This window comes from Sulfuricurvum sp. (assembly GCF_023229695.1).
Classification (GTDB): Bacteria; Campylobacterota; Campylobacteria; order Campylobacterales; family Sulfurimonadaceae; genus Sulfuricurvum.
In genome coordinates this window covers 105,189-121,858 of the sequence record NZ_JALNYS010000009.1, presented here as the reverse complement: position 1 = coordinate 121,858, position 16,670 = coordinate 105,189, and the positions used below count along the sequence as shown (strand labels likewise).

Genomic DNA, 16,670 nt, shown 5'->3' with positions numbered 1-16,670 from the left:
ATTAGTGCATGAATATCTGGATGTTTGATTTTATCTGGGGGTGGCTGGTCGTACCGCCGATCCTCTATTGTCTTTACCGCTGCAAAAGGGTCGCGCGTGAGCACTATTTTCCCCATCTCTCTTTTTTCGGCACGGTGGGAAAATGGCGTAATATCGAGTGGCTTATCAAGGTGCTTGTTGTGACCTTGATGGCAGGGGCGCTGGCCGCACCCATCGTGATCGATTTTTCCGATCCGCGCAATCGTAACGGAATCGACATCGTTTTGAGTCTGGACGGGAGCGGGTCGATGAACGCTTCGGGATTCGGGACGGAAGAGAACCGCCAAAGCCGCTTTGAGATCGTTCAGAAGATAGCGATCGATTTTGTGACGAAACGGGTTGAGGATAATGTAGGGGTGGTTGTATTCGGCGATTTTGCTTTTATCGCTACCCCCGTCACCTATGAAAAAGAGATCATCGCGGAGATGATCGGTTACCTGAACCACGGAATGGCGGGGCAAAATACGGCGATCGGCGAGGGGATCGCGATGGGGGTGCGTGCACTGAAAGATTCGAAAGCCCGCTCAAAAGTGATTATCCTCCTCACCGACGGGGAGCACAACAGCGGTGCCGTCTCTCCCAAAGAGGCAGTTTCCATGGTGCAAAAAGCCAATATCAAACTCTACACGATCGGGATCGGGAAAAAAGGGGAGTTCGACAGCGCGCTCCTTTCCCGGCTGGCAAGGGATGGCGGAGGGAAGTTTTTCGCCGCAACCAATCAATCTGAACTCGAAGCGGTATATAACGCGATCGATTCGATGGAAAAATCGTCGATCAAGAGTGCGGAGCACAGTCGTGTCAACCCTTATTATCAGTGGCCTCTTGCGGGTGCTTTGGGTATTTTGGTATGGCTGACGTGGCGCCGAAAGGTTGCGTTATGACGTTTCTTACCCCCCTATGGCTAATCGGATTGGTACCGGTACTAGGGTATCGTCTTTTGGCGCGCCGCTACCGGTGGCGGCTTGATGTGCAGCAGCAATGGCTTTTGGTTTCGGTTGTTTTGGTGATGATTTCCCTCGCCCGCCCGGTGATCCCCCAAAAGCCGCTGGACGTTCAGCAAAAGGGTTCGGATGTGATCCTCGCCGTCGATCTCTCCTACTCGATGCGGGGGAGCGATATTCTTCCGAGTCGATTGGAAGCGGCGAAAAAACTGCTCCACGATGTGGTTCGGCGCGACCGGCGCGACCGGTTCGGGGTGATCGGGTTTACGACCAGTGCGATTATCCTCTCGCCTTTGACCAAAGATACCGAACTGCTGGAACACCTTTTCGATGCTCTGGACGAATCGCAGATTATCACCAAAGGGACGCAGGTGATGAGCGCCCTTGAACTGGCCCGTAAAATGTCCCATGCCCGGCGGCCTCAGGTGATTTTACTCACCGACGGGGGAGACGAAACCTCGTATGAGAAAGAGGCCGATTTTATCCGAGAAAATGATCTGGCGGTGAGTGTCGTGATGCTCGCCTCCTCCGGGGGGAGCACCCTTCCCACGCAAAGCGGCGAATGGCTCAAAGACGAGGCGGGGCATATCGTCGTGAGCTCGCGCAACGATGCGATCACGGCACTGGTTCATGCCAACAAAGGGGAGCTGATCCACGGCCCCGATACCGATGGGGTACTCGGTTTGATCGAGGGGGCAGGGGATGAGGATTTTGAGGGGAGTTCGAGTGTCATGCGCACTCGGGAGCTGTTTGCCGTTCCTCTGGTTTTGGCACTGATGGCTTTTGTGCTGGCGATGACGTCGGTCGGCGAGAAGCTGTCGAAACGGCTGGCCTGGCTGCTGGCCCTCGTCGGGATAGGGGCAAACGGGGGGGTACTCGATTTTGTGACCTTGTATCAGGCAAAAAACGGGTATCTCCAAAAAGGGTATGAACGTTCCGCCTCCCTGTACGGTGAGATAGACTCTCCCCAAGCGCGTTACAATCGGGGGAACGCTTTGTATAAAGCGGGGAAAATCGAAGCGGCACTGGGGGCATACCGCAGCGTCAAATCAAACAATCCCCTGTTTAAATCCCTACTCTATTACAATATGGGCAATTGTTACATACGGCTTCGGGAGTTTGAAAAAGCGAGAGAATCGCTTCTCAAATCGCTGACGCTGCACTACGACAAAGCTGCCGATGCCAATTTGCACGCTATCGCGGAGGTTCCCGATTACAACCTCTCGCTCAATGTACGCAAAGAGAAAAACGATAAATTTTCCCAAGAGCAGGCTCCCCCTTCGGGCGATCACAAAAAAAGCAAAGAGGGGGGCGGAAGCAACATGAAGAGTGATACGGCCGCAAGCGGCGGGGGCGATGAGGGGAAAAAGACCCAAGGCGACCCGCGCCTCTCCCTTTCGCAAGGAAAAGCTGCCCTCAGTTCGCGGCAATACGAGCTGATTAATCAAAGGAGTGTGCATGAAACGAAACCCTGGTAATATTCTCCTGCTTTGGCTGTTGTCGGCTGCGGCGCTCTGGGGAGAAACATATCGGTGGGAGGTCCTCAAAGCGCCCGAGTCGCTTCGGGTGGGTCAAAGCGGAGTGATCCGGTATACCTGTACGTTTGAGGGGAGCGCGGCCAATTATACGGTCGAGTTCAAGCCTCAGGGGAGTGATGCCTACCGGGTGCAGATGCTGACGCAAGATGACCGGATAGTGAAAGGGAGACGGGTAGAGACGTTTGATGTTCTGGTGACTCCGTTGCGTGGGGGGATGATCGATCTGCGGCAGGAGGCTTTGATCCGGCATACGACGTTTGCATCGATAGAAAATGCGACGATCGGGCGCGACAATGTCAAAAAATACGACTTTAATGATGAAAAAACGTCTCTTCCCGCCGTCGGGATTCGGGCGGAAGAGAACAGTGCGGCTTTAACGGGGCGGATAACGGTTGAGGTTAAAAGCGATCGACCGATGGTGCGTGCCCATGAGCCGTTCCACCTGAGCGTGTATGTGCGAGGATCGGGCAATCTGGATCAATTCGTCCCCTATGAGCTGAACATCAGCGGAGTAACCGTTTTTGCCGAGCCGCCTCAAAAATCGATCACCCCGGCATCGGACGGGTACGAAGGGGAGATTCGTCAGGAGTTTGCCCTGATCGCCGAAAAGTCGTATGTGATCGCGCCGCTGAGATTGAGGGTATTTGATACGGCCGAAAATCGGATCAAAGAGCTCAAAACTCTTCCCATCCACGTAGAGGTCAGCGAAGGCTATGAACCTTCCACCCTTTTGGACCCTCCCGATTTGAGCGACACTTCGACGTTGAAGCGTTATGCTCTTTATGCCGCGCTGGTATTGGGGGGTGCGGGGATAGGGGAAGCGGTACGCCGCTTGTGGAGACTCCGTCCGCGCCGTAAAATAAAGTATTTTTGGGATGAAGCCAAAACATCCAAAGAGTTGGTACTCCTCCTCTCCCTTGCGGGAGAAAAGCGTTACAATGAGATGATTGGCTTGCTTGAAGCAGGGGAAATCGGATTAGGGGAAGCTAAAAAGCGGTTGGCAAGTTATTCAAATAGATCGGAGTGACTGCCGATTTCAACCAAAGTGAGTTCGAGTACCCCTTCGTTTATTCGGTAGATCAGCAATAAATCGGGTCGTACATGGCACTCTTTACACCCTTTGTAATTTCCGCTCAAAGAATGGTCTTTGTATTTTTGCGGGAGCACATCGCCGTTGGCTAATATTTCGATAACGACAAAGACCTCTTCTTGGTGTTTGGAAGAGAGCTTTTTAAACCCTTTTTTAAACGATGCCGTCCGAAATATATCGTATTTCACGAGAGCAAATCTCGTTTTAACGCTTCCATCGAGGTGAATTTCTCACCCTTGCGCTCTTCGAGTTCTTGGAGGGCTATTTTCATCCGCTCGCTTGGGACTTTGAGTTCGAAAGGGATGGAGTGGGTGAGGGCGACTTGTTTACAAAAGAGGTTGATACCGTCGCTGAGACTCATGCCGTATTGTTTCAACACAGCGGTAGCGATCTCTTTGGCATCGTTGTCGATTCGGACGCTGGTACTGGTACGCATGGTAAACTCCTTTTTTAGTATTGTACCACGAATGGGGTGCAAAATAGAATTTCGATGAATTAAGGGGACAAAAGATACCATTAAAACACATATAAGTTTTTTACCGTTCGCCCTGAGCACGTGTGCCCTTTGGGTATGTCGAAGGGTAAAACGGACGGTTTGTCATCCTCGGGCTTGACCCGGGGATCCATCCCAAAAAAAGAAAAACAAAATTAGGAATTTGGATGGAATTAGTCTATTTATGGGTTGAAGATTATAAAAATATTCATCAGCAGGGGTTTAATTTTTCACCGAGGTTTGAGTGTAGTTATGACGCTGAGAATTTAACGATTACAACCAAAGATCATGTAGAAAACTTTTTTGGCAAAAACATCAATATTACAGCGATTGGTATAGGAGAGAGTGATGGTAAAAACTGAATATTTACGAAACATTACCGATTACAAAGAGTTTATCCATACCGTAAAATCAAAAATCCAATCTGCTCAAATCAAAGCCCATATCCAAGTTAATGAAACGATGTTACGGCTGTATTGGGAGATAGCTCGAATGATCGTGGAGAAGCAAAAGCACTCCTCATGGGGGGATGGCTTTATAGCTGCAATGAGTAAAGATTTAAAGGAAGAATTCCCGAATATGAAAGGGTTTTCGACAACGAATATAAAATACATGAAGCAATGGTATCTGTTTTGGTACGATGAGGTTTTAAGTGGGCAACAAGCTGTTGCACAAATAGAAAATGAAAAAAGCCAACAAGCTGTTGACCGATTATTTCAAATACCGTGGGGCCATAATCTCGCTATTATGAGCAAATCCAAAAATCGTGACGAAGCACGATTTTATCTTTATCAGACGATACAAAACAACTATTCCAGAGCAGTTTTAATCCATGAGATCGAAAGCGGACTTTATGAACGTCAGGGCAAAGCGATTACCAATTTCGAGACAAAACTTCCCGATATTCACTCAGATTTGGCAATGCAGACCCTAAAAGACCCTTATAATTTTGATTTTTTAGATATACGTTCACGGCACGATGAAAAAGAGCTGGAAGATGCTCTGATGGAGAATATGACCAAGTTTTTATTGGAACTGGGGCAGGGGTTCTCATTTGTCGGACGGCAATATAAGCTCAATGTCGGTGGCAGCGAGTTTAAGATTGATTTGCTTTTTTACCATGTGAAGCTCTACTGTTATGTTGTTGTAGAACTCAAAGTAAGCGATTTTAAACCTGAATTTGCAGGAAAACTCAATTTTTACGTCTCCGCAGTGGATGGAGAGATCAAAAATGAGCGAGATAATCCCACTATCGGGATATTAATTTGCAAATCTAAAAACGACACCGTGGTAGAATACGCACTCAAAGATATAAATAAACCGATAGGGGTGAGTGAATATCAGCTTACCCATATATTACCTGAAAATCTTAGATCCTCTTTCCCTGCTATCGAAGAGATAGAAGCAGAATTGGGGATTGTCAATGTGTAAAAGTTATAAGTGAAAACAGGAGGAAAAAGTATGATAGAAACAATTAATGCAATACGTGCTGAAGTTGCCAAAGTCGTCGTCGGCCAAGAGAAGATGATCGACGGATTGCTGATCGGTTTACTATGCGACGGACATATCTTGATCGAGGGGATTCCGGGATTGGCGAAAACGACGACGGTCAAAGCCCTCTCTCAGACATTGGGTCTCGATTTTAAGCGGGTGCAGTTTACCCCCGACTTGCTGCCGGGCGATATTTTGGGGGCGGAGGTGTATGATCCTCACAATAATGCGTTCAAGATTAAAAAAGGGCCCGTTTTTACCAATTTGCTCCTCGCCGATGAGATCAACCGTGCACCGGCAAAAGTGCAGTCGGCATTGCTGGAGGTGATGCAGGAGCGGCAGGTGACGCTGGGGGATGAAAGCTTTAAGCTATCCCCGCCGTTTTTGGTCATGGCAACGCAGAACCCGATTGAAAACGAGGGGGTTTATCCCCTCCCCGAAGCACAGCTGGATCGTTTTATGCTCAAAATCAAAGTGGGGTACAACACCGCCGAAGAAGAGCTCTCCATCGCTCGCCGTATCGCCTCCGCCACCTCCGAAACGATTCATGCGGTGATCGATCCCGCCGCCCTCATCCGGCTCAAAGAGGCGGTGGCAAAGATCCATATCGATGAAGAGGTGGAGCGGTATATGATCGCCCTCGTAACGGCGACTCGTGAACCCGAAAAATTCGGCTTGGACTCCATCCGCCCCTATATCCAGTTCGGGGCCTCTCCCCGGGTGAGCATCGATATGTTCAAAGCGGTCCGTGCCGTCGCCTTTTTGCGGGGGAAAGCGTTTGTCACCCCGAGTGATATTGCGCAGGTTATCAAAGAGCTGATGCGTCACCGTCTTGTATTGAGTTACGAAGCGGAAGCCGAAGGTATTGACGTTGATAATTTGATCGAGCAGATTGTAAAAGCCGTACCAATTCCCTAATGAAAATAATATTTTTGTCATTCCCGCGAAAGCGGGAATCCAGCTTTTCTTTTTGGGATGGATCCCCGGATCAAATCCGAGGATGACGGGAAGGATGGAAAGTTGAATAATAGTCATCATATTTTGTTAAAAGCCCGCCGCCAGATCATCGGTGACCGGATCGGGAACAACCCTTCTCTGTTTCGGGGGGAGGGGTACGATTTTATTGAGCTGCACGAGTACATACCGGGAGACGATACCCGTCATATCGACTGGAACATCACCGCGAAAATGCAGCGCCCCTATGTGAAGGTGTTTCGAGAAGAGCGTGAACTCAGCGTCGTAACGGTTGCGATGCTGGGGGGGAGTCTCCATTTCGGACGGGACCGGTTTAAAATCGAGAGCGTTGCCGAAGCGGTAGCGCTGATCGGCTATTCGGCCCTCTCTAACGGGGATCTTTTTACCCATTACAACTTTTCGGAAACCCTCGTGGATGAGGTACGTCCCAGCAAAAAGCGCTTCGCCGTCGCGATGAGCGTCGAACGGGTGATGGGGGCGCAGCTGCTCCGTCGGCATGCCGATTATAACGCGATGGCTGCAACCTTGTACCGAAGGGTGAAACGCCGTTCGCTGATCGTGATTATCGGTGATTTTTTTGAAATTCCTGATTTACGGCTGTTGGCGAAAAAACATGAAGTGGTGGCATTGGTAGTTCGGGACCGTCTCGAAGAGAAGCCTGAACCGATGGGATATACCTCGCTCATCGATCCCGAAACCGGAATTCTTCTGGAGGGGGATTTTAACGGACGGAATGTAAAGCGCTACGCCCAAAAAATTCGGGAACACGATGCCGCACTTTTTGAACGGTTTCAGAAAGTGGGGATCCGTTCGGCCAAACTCTATACCGATGCGAATGTATCCGTGACGCTTCGTCGTATCTTCGAGGGGCGCGTATGAGCCAGCGTATGGTCGATATCCCGGTGTATGATATCAAACCGCTGGTTGCGGTCCCCGATTATTCGTTCTATTTTTTTATCGTACTCACCATGATCACGATCGCGATCGCGGTGAGTACGGTACTTTTTTTGGTCAAAAAATTCCGTCGCAGGGGGGAAAGCGAACGGCAGCAGCGATATGCGCAGCTCTCTTCGATCGATTTATCCGATCCCAAAAAGGCTGCCTATGCAATGTGTGAAATCGGACGCTATTTTGCCCGGGAGAATGAACGGAGTGAAAAAGGGTACCGCAACCTGTTTGAGAGGCTGGAGCCCTACAAATACGCCCCGAACGTCGATGATATCGACGACGAAACCATCGGGTATTATCGTCTTTATCTGAGTATCATCGATGCTTGAGGGGATCTATTTCCAGTTTCCGAAACTGGGATTTATCCTCTTTTTTTTTCTGGCGTGCGAAGCACTGTGTCCTCTGCGTTCCAACCCCCTCTATTATCCTAATGCAGCCCGTTTCGGCGATGTCGGCGTCAAGCCGAAGCTCTGGATATGGGTGGCCAAATGGGGGATGATCATTTTGTTTATTATTGCCCTGATGTCGCCGGTACGGGACAAAGAGCTGCACTATGAGAGAGAGGGGAGGGTTGATATTCTCCTGATTCTGGATCCGGCCTCATTGACGGAGGCGGTACTCTCCGATGTCCGCCGTTTTATCGACAAGCGTTCCACCGATCCGATTGCATTATGGGTCCCTTCGGCATCGGAAATCAGGATCCCTTTGACGAAAGATCACGCCGCTTTGCAACGGATTCTCGACGATGTCGTGCCTGAGGAGAGAGGGAACATTCCGGATCGGGGTATCGGACGTTTTTTTAACCCCTCTGCGGGGAGGGAAACGTGGGCCGTTGTTTTTTCGGATCGTCCCGAAACCGTGCTTCCCGCTCTCCCGAAGGGGATAGAGATCTCTATCCCCCCGGCGGGGGATACCGTAGGGTGGATCGAAACACTTCACTCTCGCCATCCCGGTGTTAAGCCGGTAGCGGGGAGACGGTATGTCGAGTATTACTATTTTTTCCCCTTGTTTGCCGGTTTTATGGCGATGCTGCTCTACCTTTACGGTCGAAACCAAAAGGGGATCTTGTGAGCTTCTCTTTTTTGCACCCCGAATTTTTTTTCTGGATGGTCATTCCGGTCGTTGCCCTTTTCTATTTATGGATGACCCAAAAAAGTTCCGAACAGAGTCTCTTTAGTCTCCATGCGCTGGAGCGTTTGCGTCCCCCCCCCGTGACGATGGGGCTTGCGGGGAGAAACCGTCTGTTTTTAAGCGCCGCGCTGCTGCTGATAACGGCAATGGCGGGGCCGGTAGCCTTCGAAGAGGGACCGCGCACCGCACCGCGCACCAATGTCCTGATCGCGATCGATATCTCGATCCAATCGCCGGAGAATTTTGCTCACGCCAAAGAGCGTGCGATCGCCCTGATCCTTGGATTACGGGGAGAAAATGTGGGGGTGGTTGCCTACGATAGCGTTTCGTATTTCGTTGCCCCCCTGAGTCGTGATACCTTCGGCGTTTCCGAATTGGTGAGGGGGATGGATCCTTCGCTCATGCAGACGGAGCGGGGGGATAGGGAGGGGCTGATCACAGCCTTGAAGGACCATTACGAAGAGGGAGACGACCCTTTGATCCTTGTCTCCTCCTCTTTTCCTACGGCTGTTGCGGACAATGATCTGAGGGTGATTTCGATGGAACCGGGGGAAGCGACGGACGCAGTAGTTGAGAAAATTCGGGCGGTTGCATACAAGAACGCTCAAGCCTCGTCGATTCCGTTGTTTTTTTATCCGCTGGGCGGGGCGATGGTTCTGATCGGCATTGCCCTCTCCTCCATGAGCCAACGGCGCAGTGTCCCTGTAGCGGCGGTGCTACTCTCTTTCGCAGTGCAGGGGATGGAGCTCCATGCCGGAGTGTTTGATTTTACCCTTCTGGATGAGGCGGTAGCCTCCTACGAACGGGAGGAGTACCCCAAAAGCGCTGCATTGTTTCGATCGTATCAGCAAAAGCACGACGGTGCCCGGATACGCTACAACCTCGCCAATGCCCTCTACCGCAGCGGGCGTTATGCAGAGGCTCAGAAGTGGTACGAGACGATTTATACGACCGATCCGGTTTTAGCGGAGCATGTCCGCTATAATCTCGGTCGGGCGGTCGCGATGATGGAGCAAACCAAAGGGCGGGAGGGGAAAAAAACGGCAAAGGAGGAGGGACAATCTCCTTTTTTAGAGCCGAATCCCCCGCTCAAACCCCTCACCCGAAACGGTTCGATAACCCGTCTCTACCCGATCCGTTAGGAGGGTATAGGGACAGCTGTCCTTGCCACTTTACGGGCTATGAGCGGAAAGTGCAATTAAAAATCGGTTAATACCAAACTTCATTAACTAAGTATACTCTCGTCATTCCGTGCTACGACACGGAATCTAATGCAAGATATGGATCCCGTATCAAGTACGGGATGACAAAATGCGTATATACAGTTAAAGATAGACGGTATAATCTCCCGTATCCGAAAGATACGGGAAGCTTTAGGGGGTTGTAGGGACATTTGTCCCTGCCACTTTACGGGCTTTGCCCGGAAAGTGCGTAACATCAGTTACGAAAAAATTTCGTACAGCTTGTTGGCCTCTTTCATCTCATGGCGCAGGGTGGCATAGTCTTCATTCCGGAGCGCTTCTTTGATCGTTGAGAGTTCGGTTTCAAAGAGTTCGACCGCTTCGAGGACATTCCGGCGGTTTTGGCGGAAGATATCTTCCCACATGGCCGGGGAACTTTTTGCCAGACGGCTCATGGATCGAAATCCCCCCGCTGCGAGGGTAAGGATGTTCTCTTTCTCCTCCTGTGCCAAAACGGTATTGGCGATTGCATAGGAGATGACGTGGGGCATGTGGCTGATAAACGCGGCATGGCGGTCATGCTGCGCCGCCCCCATCGTACGCACCTGCATTCCGATCGCACGGAAGATCCGAAGAGCGGTATCGCGCTGGGTATCTCCGCTGTGCTCCAGGTCGCATAGAACGACGACTTGGTCGCAATAGAGCCCTTCGAGGGCGGCATTCGGGCCGAAATGCTCAGTCCCCGTCATCGGATGGGCCGCGACAAAATTGGCCCGTATTTCTGTAGGGACGGCATCAAGAATCAGTTTTTTGGTACTTCCCAGATCAATCAGGGTGATTGGACTTTCCGCCAGATCGGTACATTCGTTCAGAAGAAAGATCACTCCGTCCACCGGAACGGCCAAGAAAATGACATCGCATCGGGCTTTAAGTTCTGAAAAGGGGACGATCGATTCAACCAGTCCCCGTTTCAGAGCGATTTCTCGATGTTCAGGATTGTGATCGCTACCGATAATGGAAGTAATAAACGAGATATGTTTGAGGGCAAGCGCCATTGATCCCCCCATTAATCCCAATCCGACAATCCCGACATTCATCGCTAAAACCTTTGACGTGTAAAGTGTGATAACGCAATATTAACCGTTTTATGTTTAAATTTACGGAACATTAATCGTTAGGGTGATAGAATAGGAGACTATTTTAACGCAACGGATTCTGGCTTGAAAACAATCACCCTCTCATTGGTAGTGGCGAGTGCCCTCCTTCATGCATCGACACAAAACGTCCAATCGATCGAATACGACGGCATGGTTCACATTTCCGAAGCGGCTGCAAAACGTCTTAATACACTCAAAATCGGGGAACCGCTGGATCTTGCCGAAGTTGATAAAACAACTAAAAACTTTTTTGATCAGGGGTATTTCGAAGATGTGTGGGCAGAGGAGGAGGGGGGAAAAGTAACGTTTCACTTTAAAGAGAAACCCTCTATCTCCAAAATCGAGCTTAAAGGGTACAAGGAGAACGATGCCGAAGCCCAAAAAACGCTTCTTCAGATAGAGAAAGGGTCGCTGTTCGATGAAAAGCGGTTGGAAAGTGCCAAGAAGCGGATTATCGATGCTTTGAGCCAGGACGGGAAGATCGATTCGGTTGTCGAGATTGAGAGTGAAAAACTGGAAAACGGCAGCATGCAGGTCAAATTTATCGTGAATGAAGGGGCGGAGATCATTATCAAAAAACTCCGTTATGTCGGGACCAAAGGGATCGACAACAAAGAGTTCAATACGGTGATTGCCAACAAAGAGCGGCAGTTTATGGGATGGCTGTGGGGGCGTAATGACGGTAAAATGAAGCTTTCGGAGATCCAATACGATCCGTTGCGTATCCGGGATTATTACATGCAGAACGGATATCTGGACGCAAAGGTGGATGACCCGTTCGTCAAAGTCGATTTTGACCGTTACGAAGCGCAAATGGATTACACCGTATTTGAAGGGGATGTGTATCGCGTAAGCGATATTCTGATTTTTCAGGATACCAAAGTGATCGCAGACGAAGCGTTGCTGAAAGTGATTAAGCTGGAAAAAAACAGACCGTTCAACATCAAAACCTTTCGGGAAGACGCCGATCGGATTAAAACCGAGATTGCCGATTTGGGATACGCCTACGTACAGGTTCAACCCGATTTGAAAAAAGACAAAGAGGGGAAAAGCGTTGATGTCGTTTATCGGATCATCCCCGGAAAAAAAGTGCGGATTCGCAATGTGATCGTCTCGGGAAACAGCCGGACACTGGACCGGATTGTACGGCGTGAACTCTTTTTAGGGCCCGGAGATGTTTACGGTATGAGTAAACTCAAAGATTCCCGCAATGCGATCGGCCGGACGGGGTATTTTGAGAGCAATACGATTGAAGAGAAGCGGATCGACGATGAGACGATGGACCTGATCGTTCAGACCAAAGAGGCACCGACCGGGAACATTCAGCTGGGTGGCGGATACGGCAGTTTCGGGGGGATCATGCTCAGCGTTGCGGTGAGTGACCGTAATATTTTCGGTTCGGGGATTAATATGGGGCTCCATCTGGAGCGTTCCGTACGAACGAGCAACTATTCGTTCAACATCTCAAATCCGCGTCTCAACGACAGCGATTTCAGCGGAAACTTTTCCATTTTCAAAAGCGGAACGAAGTATACGACCTATACGGTCAACTCCACCGGAATGAGCCTCGGTACGGGGCACCGTTTTAACCGTTATGTGACCGGCAATCTGGGATACAACTACTCCCAGAATCAATACAGCGATTTTGATACGAATACAACGACGACGACCGGACTCTTGTTCGATCCGACCTATTATCAGAATTACTCAAAAAGTTCGCTCCTCGTTTCGGCCGTTTACGACAATACGGACGATTACTACGTTCCGCGAGAAGGGATCACCCTCTCTCAGAGTATTGAGAAGGGGGGGCTTGGAGGTCAGGCCGATTTTATTAAAAGCCGCACGAGCTTCGGATTTTATCAGGGACTCCAGAAATGGCTGGACGCGGATATCATTTTCCGTTACAAAGCCCGCTTCAACTATGCCGAAGATACCGGATTCCTTCCGATGGCCGAAAAGTTTTATATGGGGGGGATCGGATCGGTTCGCGGATATCAAAGCTATTCCATCTCTCCGATCAACGGAGAGACGTCGACCGGCTTGCCTCGGAAAATCGGGGGGAGACAGACCTTTTCGCACAATCTTGAGGTGAGTGTGCCGCTGGTTCCCGAAGCACGTATGCGCGCTACCGCCTTTATCGATTACGGTTGGATCGGGGACGACAAATTGACCAATATGGAGCGTGGGGGTTACGGAATCGGCTTGGAGTGGTTCTCTCCGGTCGGGCCGCTTCAATTGGTATTCGCCAATCCGCTTAACACCCAAACCGATGACCGTGTCGCCCACTTCGAATTTACGATCGGACAGCGATTCTAAAGGGGTGGCGAAGAGCCCTATAGACCCTCCAAGAGGGGGAGTTTACAGAAATGTCAGCGTGAGACTTTTCGGAAGAGGGAGATCTTTGAGCTTTTCGCGGGCGAGGTAGAGGTGCTCTCCTTGTATCTCAAGGGCACCGTTTTGATACGCGAGGGCGATCTCCTGAGACTTTTGCCGCTGCGCCAGAAGGGTGTGGGAAAGCCAGAGGATTGTGTGGATCGCATTGAGCGTCCGTGTATCGGGCAAGAGGGGGCGATAGCTGCTTTTTGCAATCAGTTCCGAAGAGGTATGCCCTTTTTTAAAGAGGAGCAGATGGGCAATCAGGGCAATCTGATGATGGGTCAGGGTATAATCCAGGGCGCTGAGGACCAGATAATGGCTATGGTAGCGGTAATTGTAGTATCGAATCCCTACGCCGATCGGGAGGAGTTTCGCCGCAATGACCAGTTCGTAACGAAACGATTCGTCGATTTGAAGCGGAGCTTTGAGGAGTTCGAAGAGACGTTTGGCCAACGCCGCACAATGGATACCGTGATCGCTATGGACGGCATAGGTATCGAGCAGATAACGGACACTTGGATTGTAGTTGGCCGGGAATCTGTCGCGCGCATTGCGGAGCATATCGCTTAAAAATACCCCTTCGCGTACCCCTACGCCGCTACAAATCAGTTTTTTGGCCTGAAGGTGTTTGAGTATCCTCAGCAAAATGAGAGTACCGGGTTTGATCGTATCAAAACGGTCCGGTTTGATATAAAGGGATTTGAGTTTTTTCGGTGAGGCTTGGAGAATCTGATCGCCGAATTGGGAAAAAGTCTCGGTACCGGTAGTGAAACCGTGGAGTTTTTTAAGGGGAGCGTCCCCTCTCTTCATCAATGCGCGCGTCAGTGCCCGAAATGTCCCTCCGATCCCGACGAGGGTATCGGTTTGGAAGGGGGGGAGCGATTTGAGCGCTTCATCGATGTAGCGGATGGCCCCTTCCGTATCGTTGTTATCCAAAAAGAGTTCTTTGATCCGTACCGTACCGATATTCAAAGAAAACATCGATTCCACTTTGCCGTTGCAAAGGTGGGCAAATTCACTCGATCCCCCTCCGACATCAACGGTGATCGCTTCCATGGGTGCGAGTAAATTGGCGCACGCCATCCCTCCCAGATAGGCCTCGCGCGCGCCGTCAATGATTTTAATGGAGAGGGAGTGTTCACGTCGGATGCGGGAAATGAATTCGTTCGAATTGGGGGCATCGCGTAAGGCGGAGGTTGCGACACAAAGGACTTTTCGCGCATCAAACGATTTTGCGATCGTTAAAAACTCACCGAGGGCCAGTGCCGTCCGCTCCATCGGCAGAGGTTGAAGATTGCCGCCGTTTTTATAGGCATGCTCCCCTAAGCGGACGGAACTTTTGACTTCGTGAATAATGTGAAAAGCAAAACGGCTGGTTTTTTGAAATACCGCCATCCGCATGGAATTGCTTCCAATATCGATAATAGCGGTACAACTTGCCATCTATTGCTCTTCTTCCATAAGCTGATTGTGCTTGTAGAGAAGCTCTTGCATGGTTTCGACGTTGTCTTTGTCCGGGATGATACAATCGACCGGACACACCGCGATACACGCCGGTTCATCATAGGTTCCGACACACTCGGTACAACGATCCGGATCGATAATGTAAATCGGATCACCCTCTTCGATGGCATCCATAGGACACTCTTCGCGACATGCGTCGCACGCTATACATTCATCGACTATGAGTAATGGCATCTTTAAACCTCTGGTAATTTTATTAGTTTTTAACATTAAAGGGAAAAAATCCCTTTACGTTAATTTTATCGGTCCGCGATTTATAGCGCAAGGAAGCTTTGAGCATTTTTAAATGGTTTCTTATTACCGTTTCGGAAGGACACAACACAGTTTGGATGCCAAAACAATCCGTGCCACCGTTCCGTCAATGCCGTCGGTGCGATTGGCGATACTAATCTCCGCCCCGATCGCTTCCGCCGCACTTTTGGCTAAGAAAAGGCCGAGTCCGGCACCCGATTTGTTCCCCTGACGTTTGAACGGGGCAAAAAGATCAACGCTCTCGTCAATACCGCACCCCTCATCAATAACTTCGATAACGATACCGATATCGTTGAGACGGCTTTGGAACAGAATCGTTTTCCCCTCCGGGGTAAATTTCATCGCATTTTGGAGGAAATTTTGGATAATTTGATTAAATAGGGTCACTTGCAACAGGGCCATAAAGGAATCGGGCTCAAAATGGGTTTGGAGAATTTTGTTTTCACTGTGGGTCAGCAGTGCAAAATCCCCCTCCCATTTTTTAAGAATTTTGATAATATCGGCTTCCGTCGGTATCTCAAGCTGAGCCCCCTCCTGTCGCCCTATATGGAGGATATTGGCAACGATTTTGTTCATCTCGTCGACGCTTTGATTGGTAATTTTAATCGCTTCGATGTACTCTTCGGGGGTCCGTTTTTTGATCAGGGTCACCTGATTTTTCAGTTTAATAACGGCAAGGGGAGTTTTAAGCTCATGCGCGGCACCGATAAAGAGCTCTTTTTGGTATTTGACAAAATTCTGGATACGGGCCATAAGGCGGTTGAGCGTCTCTCCCAGCGGTTCAAATTCATCGGGGAGCTGTTCGACTTTGATGGGACGGATCAGATGTTCGTTCATATTGGCCAGACGCCGGCTAAGTGCGGTAATGGGGGCAATGAGCATTTTAGAAAAAGCGATGGCGTAGAGGATAATAACAATGAAACCTACCGCATTAATGAGAAAAATCGAGTTGAGTATTTTATGCAAGAGCTGTTTGGTGGGGGTAATGTCCCGACTTATTTTAAGATACGAGGAGTGGAGGAAATCAAACGGGTAGATCAGAGTCAGGGTCGTTTTATTGTTATTGGCCGTCGTTTCAAAAAAATCGAGATGTTTTTCATCCGACGTGAGGGTGATGAGTTCAACGCTGAGCCCCATGACGCTATCGGCGCTGGTTTGCTGTTGCGCGGAGAGGAGCGATTTGTAGGCCACAATATTTTCGGCAAAACCGATCAGCTCCGCTTGCTTTTCGTCGTAAATGGATTGTTTGATAAAGAGGTACAAAATACTCGAGACTAAAATGACAAGAGCCGCTGAAGCGACAATAAGCTGGAAAAGAAAACGGCGCCGTATACTTCTTTTTGAAAACAAAAGTTCTTCCCTTTTTTGAGGTGGATACAGCGGTGTGTGATGAAGTTCCCTGCACCTTTTTTTCTGAAGCGGGGAGTATTATACAAAACATTTCATTTAGAACACTGTTTTCACCTGAAGGGAATAGGATACGCTCAAGAGATATACGATTTTATCGATAAAACATAGTAGTTTTTTGCTATAG

Annotated in this window: 17 protein-coding genes; 11 read left to right on the top strand and 6 right to left on the bottom strand. The window is 49.7% G+C overall.

The window, feature by feature from the left end:
• The first annotated feature begins 8 nt into the window (after positions 1-8).
• From M0P91_RS08190 to M0P91_RS08180, 3 genes are read left to right on the top strand one after another with little or no spacing between them, the layout of a single operon-like run.
• The gene (locus M0P91_RS08190; protein ID WP_295066282.1) at positions 9-920 is read left to right on the top strand and encodes a VWA domain-containing protein; all 912 of its coding nucleotides are present in this window, start codon (positions 9-11) and stop codon (positions 918-920) included.
• A complete protein-coding gene (locus tag M0P91_RS08185; RefSeq protein ID WP_295066281.1) occupies positions 917-2,458 on the top strand; it encodes a VWA domain-containing protein in 1,542 nt (513 codons plus the stop codon). Before M0P91_RS08190 ends, M0P91_RS08185 begins: the two co-directional genes overlap by 4 nt.
• A complete protein-coding gene (locus M0P91_RS08180; RefSeq protein WP_295066280.1) occupies positions 2,439-3,545 on the top strand; it encodes a hypothetical protein in 1,107 nt (368 codons plus the stop codon). Before M0P91_RS08185 ends, M0P91_RS08180 begins: the two co-directional genes overlap by 20 nt.
• On the opposite strand, the gene M0P91_RS08175 is transcribed toward M0P91_RS08180, so the two are convergent.
• The gene (locus M0P91_RS08175) at positions 3,524-3,796 is read right to left on the bottom strand and encodes a type II toxin-antitoxin system YafQ family toxin (RefSeq protein ID WP_295066279.1); all 273 of its coding nucleotides are present in this window, start codon (positions 3,794-3,796) and stop codon (positions 3,524-3,526) included. The genes M0P91_RS08180 and M0P91_RS08175 overlap by 22 nt on opposite strands.
• Entirely contained in the window at positions 3,793-4,044 is a 252-nt protein-coding gene (locus M0P91_RS08170; RefSeq protein WP_295066278.1) for a type II toxin-antitoxin system RelB/DinJ family antitoxin, read from the bottom strand. Before M0P91_RS08170 ends, M0P91_RS08175 begins: the two co-directional genes overlap by 4 nt.
• Positions 4,045-4,268: 224 nt before the next feature.
• Between M0P91_RS08170 and M0P91_RS08165 the strand changes: the two genes are divergently transcribed.
• The 7 genes from M0P91_RS08165 (at position 4,269) to M0P91_RS08135 (ending at position 9,788) form a co-directional block, all read left to right on the top strand.
• Complete coding sequence (locus M0P91_RS08165; RefSeq protein ID WP_295066277.1) at positions 4,269-4,463, top strand: hypothetical protein; 195 nt, start codon at positions 4,269-4,271, stop codon at positions 4,461-4,463.
• Positions 4,450-5,532, top strand: coding sequence for a PDDEXK nuclease domain-containing protein (locus M0P91_RS08160; protein WP_295066276.1), 1,083 nt, complete (start codon positions 4,450-4,452; stop codon positions 5,530-5,532). The genes M0P91_RS08165 and M0P91_RS08160 overlap by 14 nt, the downstream gene beginning before the upstream one ends.
• 30 nt (positions 5,533-5,562) lie before the next feature.
• Positions 5,563-6,510, top strand: a complete 948-nt coding sequence (locus M0P91_RS08155; protein ID WP_295066275.1) for a MoxR family ATPase — start codon at positions 5,563-5,565, stop codon at positions 6,508-6,510.
• 102 nt (positions 6,511-6,612) lie between these two features.
• Positions 6,613-7,446 (top strand): DUF58 domain-containing protein, encoded by an 834-nt coding sequence (locus tag M0P91_RS08150; RefSeq protein ID WP_295066274.1) that lies wholly within the window; start codon positions 6,613-6,615, stop codon positions 7,444-7,446.
• Complete coding sequence (locus M0P91_RS08145) at positions 7,443-7,844, top strand: hypothetical protein (RefSeq protein WP_295066273.1); 402 nt, start codon at positions 7,443-7,445, stop codon at positions 7,842-7,844. The genes M0P91_RS08150 and M0P91_RS08145 overlap by 4 nt, the downstream gene beginning before the upstream one ends.
• A complete protein-coding gene (locus tag M0P91_RS08140) occupies positions 7,837-8,586 on the top strand; it encodes a hypothetical protein (protein ID WP_295066272.1) in 750 nt (249 codons plus the stop codon). Before M0P91_RS08145 ends, M0P91_RS08140 begins: the two co-directional genes overlap by 8 nt.
• The gene (locus tag M0P91_RS08135; RefSeq protein WP_295066271.1) at positions 8,583-9,788 is read left to right on the top strand and encodes a hypothetical protein; all 1,206 of its coding nucleotides are present in this window, start codon (positions 8,583-8,585) and stop codon (positions 9,786-9,788) included. The genes M0P91_RS08140 and M0P91_RS08135 overlap by 4 nt, the downstream gene beginning before the upstream one ends.
• A gap of 299 nt (positions 9,789-10,087) precedes the next feature.
• On the opposite strand, the gene M0P91_RS08130 is transcribed toward M0P91_RS08135, so the two are convergent.
• A complete protein-coding gene (locus tag M0P91_RS08130; RefSeq protein ID WP_295066270.1) occupies positions 10,088-10,924 on the bottom strand; it encodes a prephenate dehydrogenase in 837 nt (278 codons plus the stop codon).
• Positions 10,925-11,047: 123 nt separating this feature from the next.
• Here M0P91_RS08130 and bamA point away from each other — a divergent pair, with 123 nt between their 5' ends.
• Positions 11,048-13,300, top strand: a complete 2,253-nt coding sequence (bamA, locus tag M0P91_RS08125) for an outer membrane protein assembly factor BamA (protein ID WP_295066269.1) — start codon at positions 11,048-11,050, stop codon at positions 13,298-13,300.
• Positions 13,301-13,342: 42 nt separating this feature from the next.
• Here bamA and M0P91_RS08120 read toward each other — a convergent pair whose 3' ends face one another.
• The 3 genes from M0P91_RS08120 to M0P91_RS08110 form a co-directional block, all read right to left on the bottom strand.
• Positions 13,343-14,803 carry a Ppx/GppA phosphatase family protein gene (locus M0P91_RS08120; RefSeq protein ID WP_295066268.1) on the bottom strand — a complete coding sequence of 487 codons (1,461 nt, stop codon included), beginning with the start codon at positions 14,801-14,803 and terminating at the stop codon, positions 13,343-13,345.
• A complete protein-coding gene (locus tag M0P91_RS08115) occupies positions 14,804-15,058 on the bottom strand; it encodes a YfhL family 4Fe-4S dicluster ferredoxin (protein WP_295066267.1) in 255 nt (84 codons plus the stop codon).
• A gap of 123 nt (positions 15,059-15,181) precedes the next feature.
• Positions 15,182-16,486 (bottom strand): HAMP domain-containing sensor histidine kinase, encoded by a 1,305-nt coding sequence (locus M0P91_RS08110; protein ID WP_295066266.1) that lies wholly within the window; start codon positions 16,484-16,486, stop codon positions 15,182-15,184.
• Positions 16,487-16,670: the final 184 nt, after the last annotated feature.

Excerpts from the sequence above, each read along its gene's own strand:
- M0P91_RS08190 (WP_295066282.1), top strand. The coding sequence starts at position 9 with ATGAATATCTGGATGTTTGATTTTATCTGGGGGTGGCTGGTCGTACCG.
- M0P91_RS08185 (WP_295066281.1), top strand. The coding sequence starts at position 917 with ATGACGTTTCTTACCCCCCTATGGCTAATCGGATTGGTACCGGTACTA.
- M0P91_RS08180 (WP_295066280.1), top strand. The coding sequence starts at position 2,439 with ATGAAACGAAACCCTGGTAATATTCTCCTGCTTTGGCTGTTGTCGGCT.
- M0P91_RS08170 (WP_295066278.1), bottom strand. The coding sequence starts at position 4,044 with ATGCGTACCAGTACCAGCGTCCGAATCGACAACGATGCCAAAGAGATC.
- M0P91_RS08165 (WP_295066277.1), top strand. The coding sequence starts at position 4,269 with ATGGAATTAGTCTATTTATGGGTTGAAGATTATAAAAATATTCATCAG.
- M0P91_RS08160 (WP_295066276.1), top strand. The coding sequence starts at position 4,450 with ATGGTAAAAACTGAATATTTACGAAACATTACCGATTACAAAGAGTTT.
- M0P91_RS08155 (WP_295066275.1), top strand. The coding sequence starts at position 5,563 with ATGATAGAAACAATTAATGCAATACGTGCTGAAGTTGCCAAAGTCGTC.
- M0P91_RS08145 (WP_295066273.1), top strand. The coding sequence starts at position 7,443 with ATGAGCCAGCGTATGGTCGATATCCCGGTGTATGATATCAAACCGCTG.
- M0P91_RS08140 (WP_295066272.1), top strand. The coding sequence starts at position 7,837 with ATGCTTGAGGGGATCTATTTCCAGTTTCCGAAACTGGGATTTATCCTC.
- M0P91_RS08130 (WP_295066270.1), bottom strand. The coding sequence starts at position 10,924 with ATGAATGTCGGGATTGTCGGATTGGGATTAATGGGGGGATCAATGGCG.
- M0P91_RS08120 (WP_295066268.1), bottom strand. The coding sequence starts at position 14,803 with ATGGCAAGTTGTACCGCTATTATCGATATTGGAAGCAATTCCATGCGG.
- M0P91_RS08115 (WP_295066267.1), bottom strand. The coding sequence starts at position 15,058 with ATGCCATTACTCATAGTCGATGAATGTATAGCGTGCGACGCATGTCGC.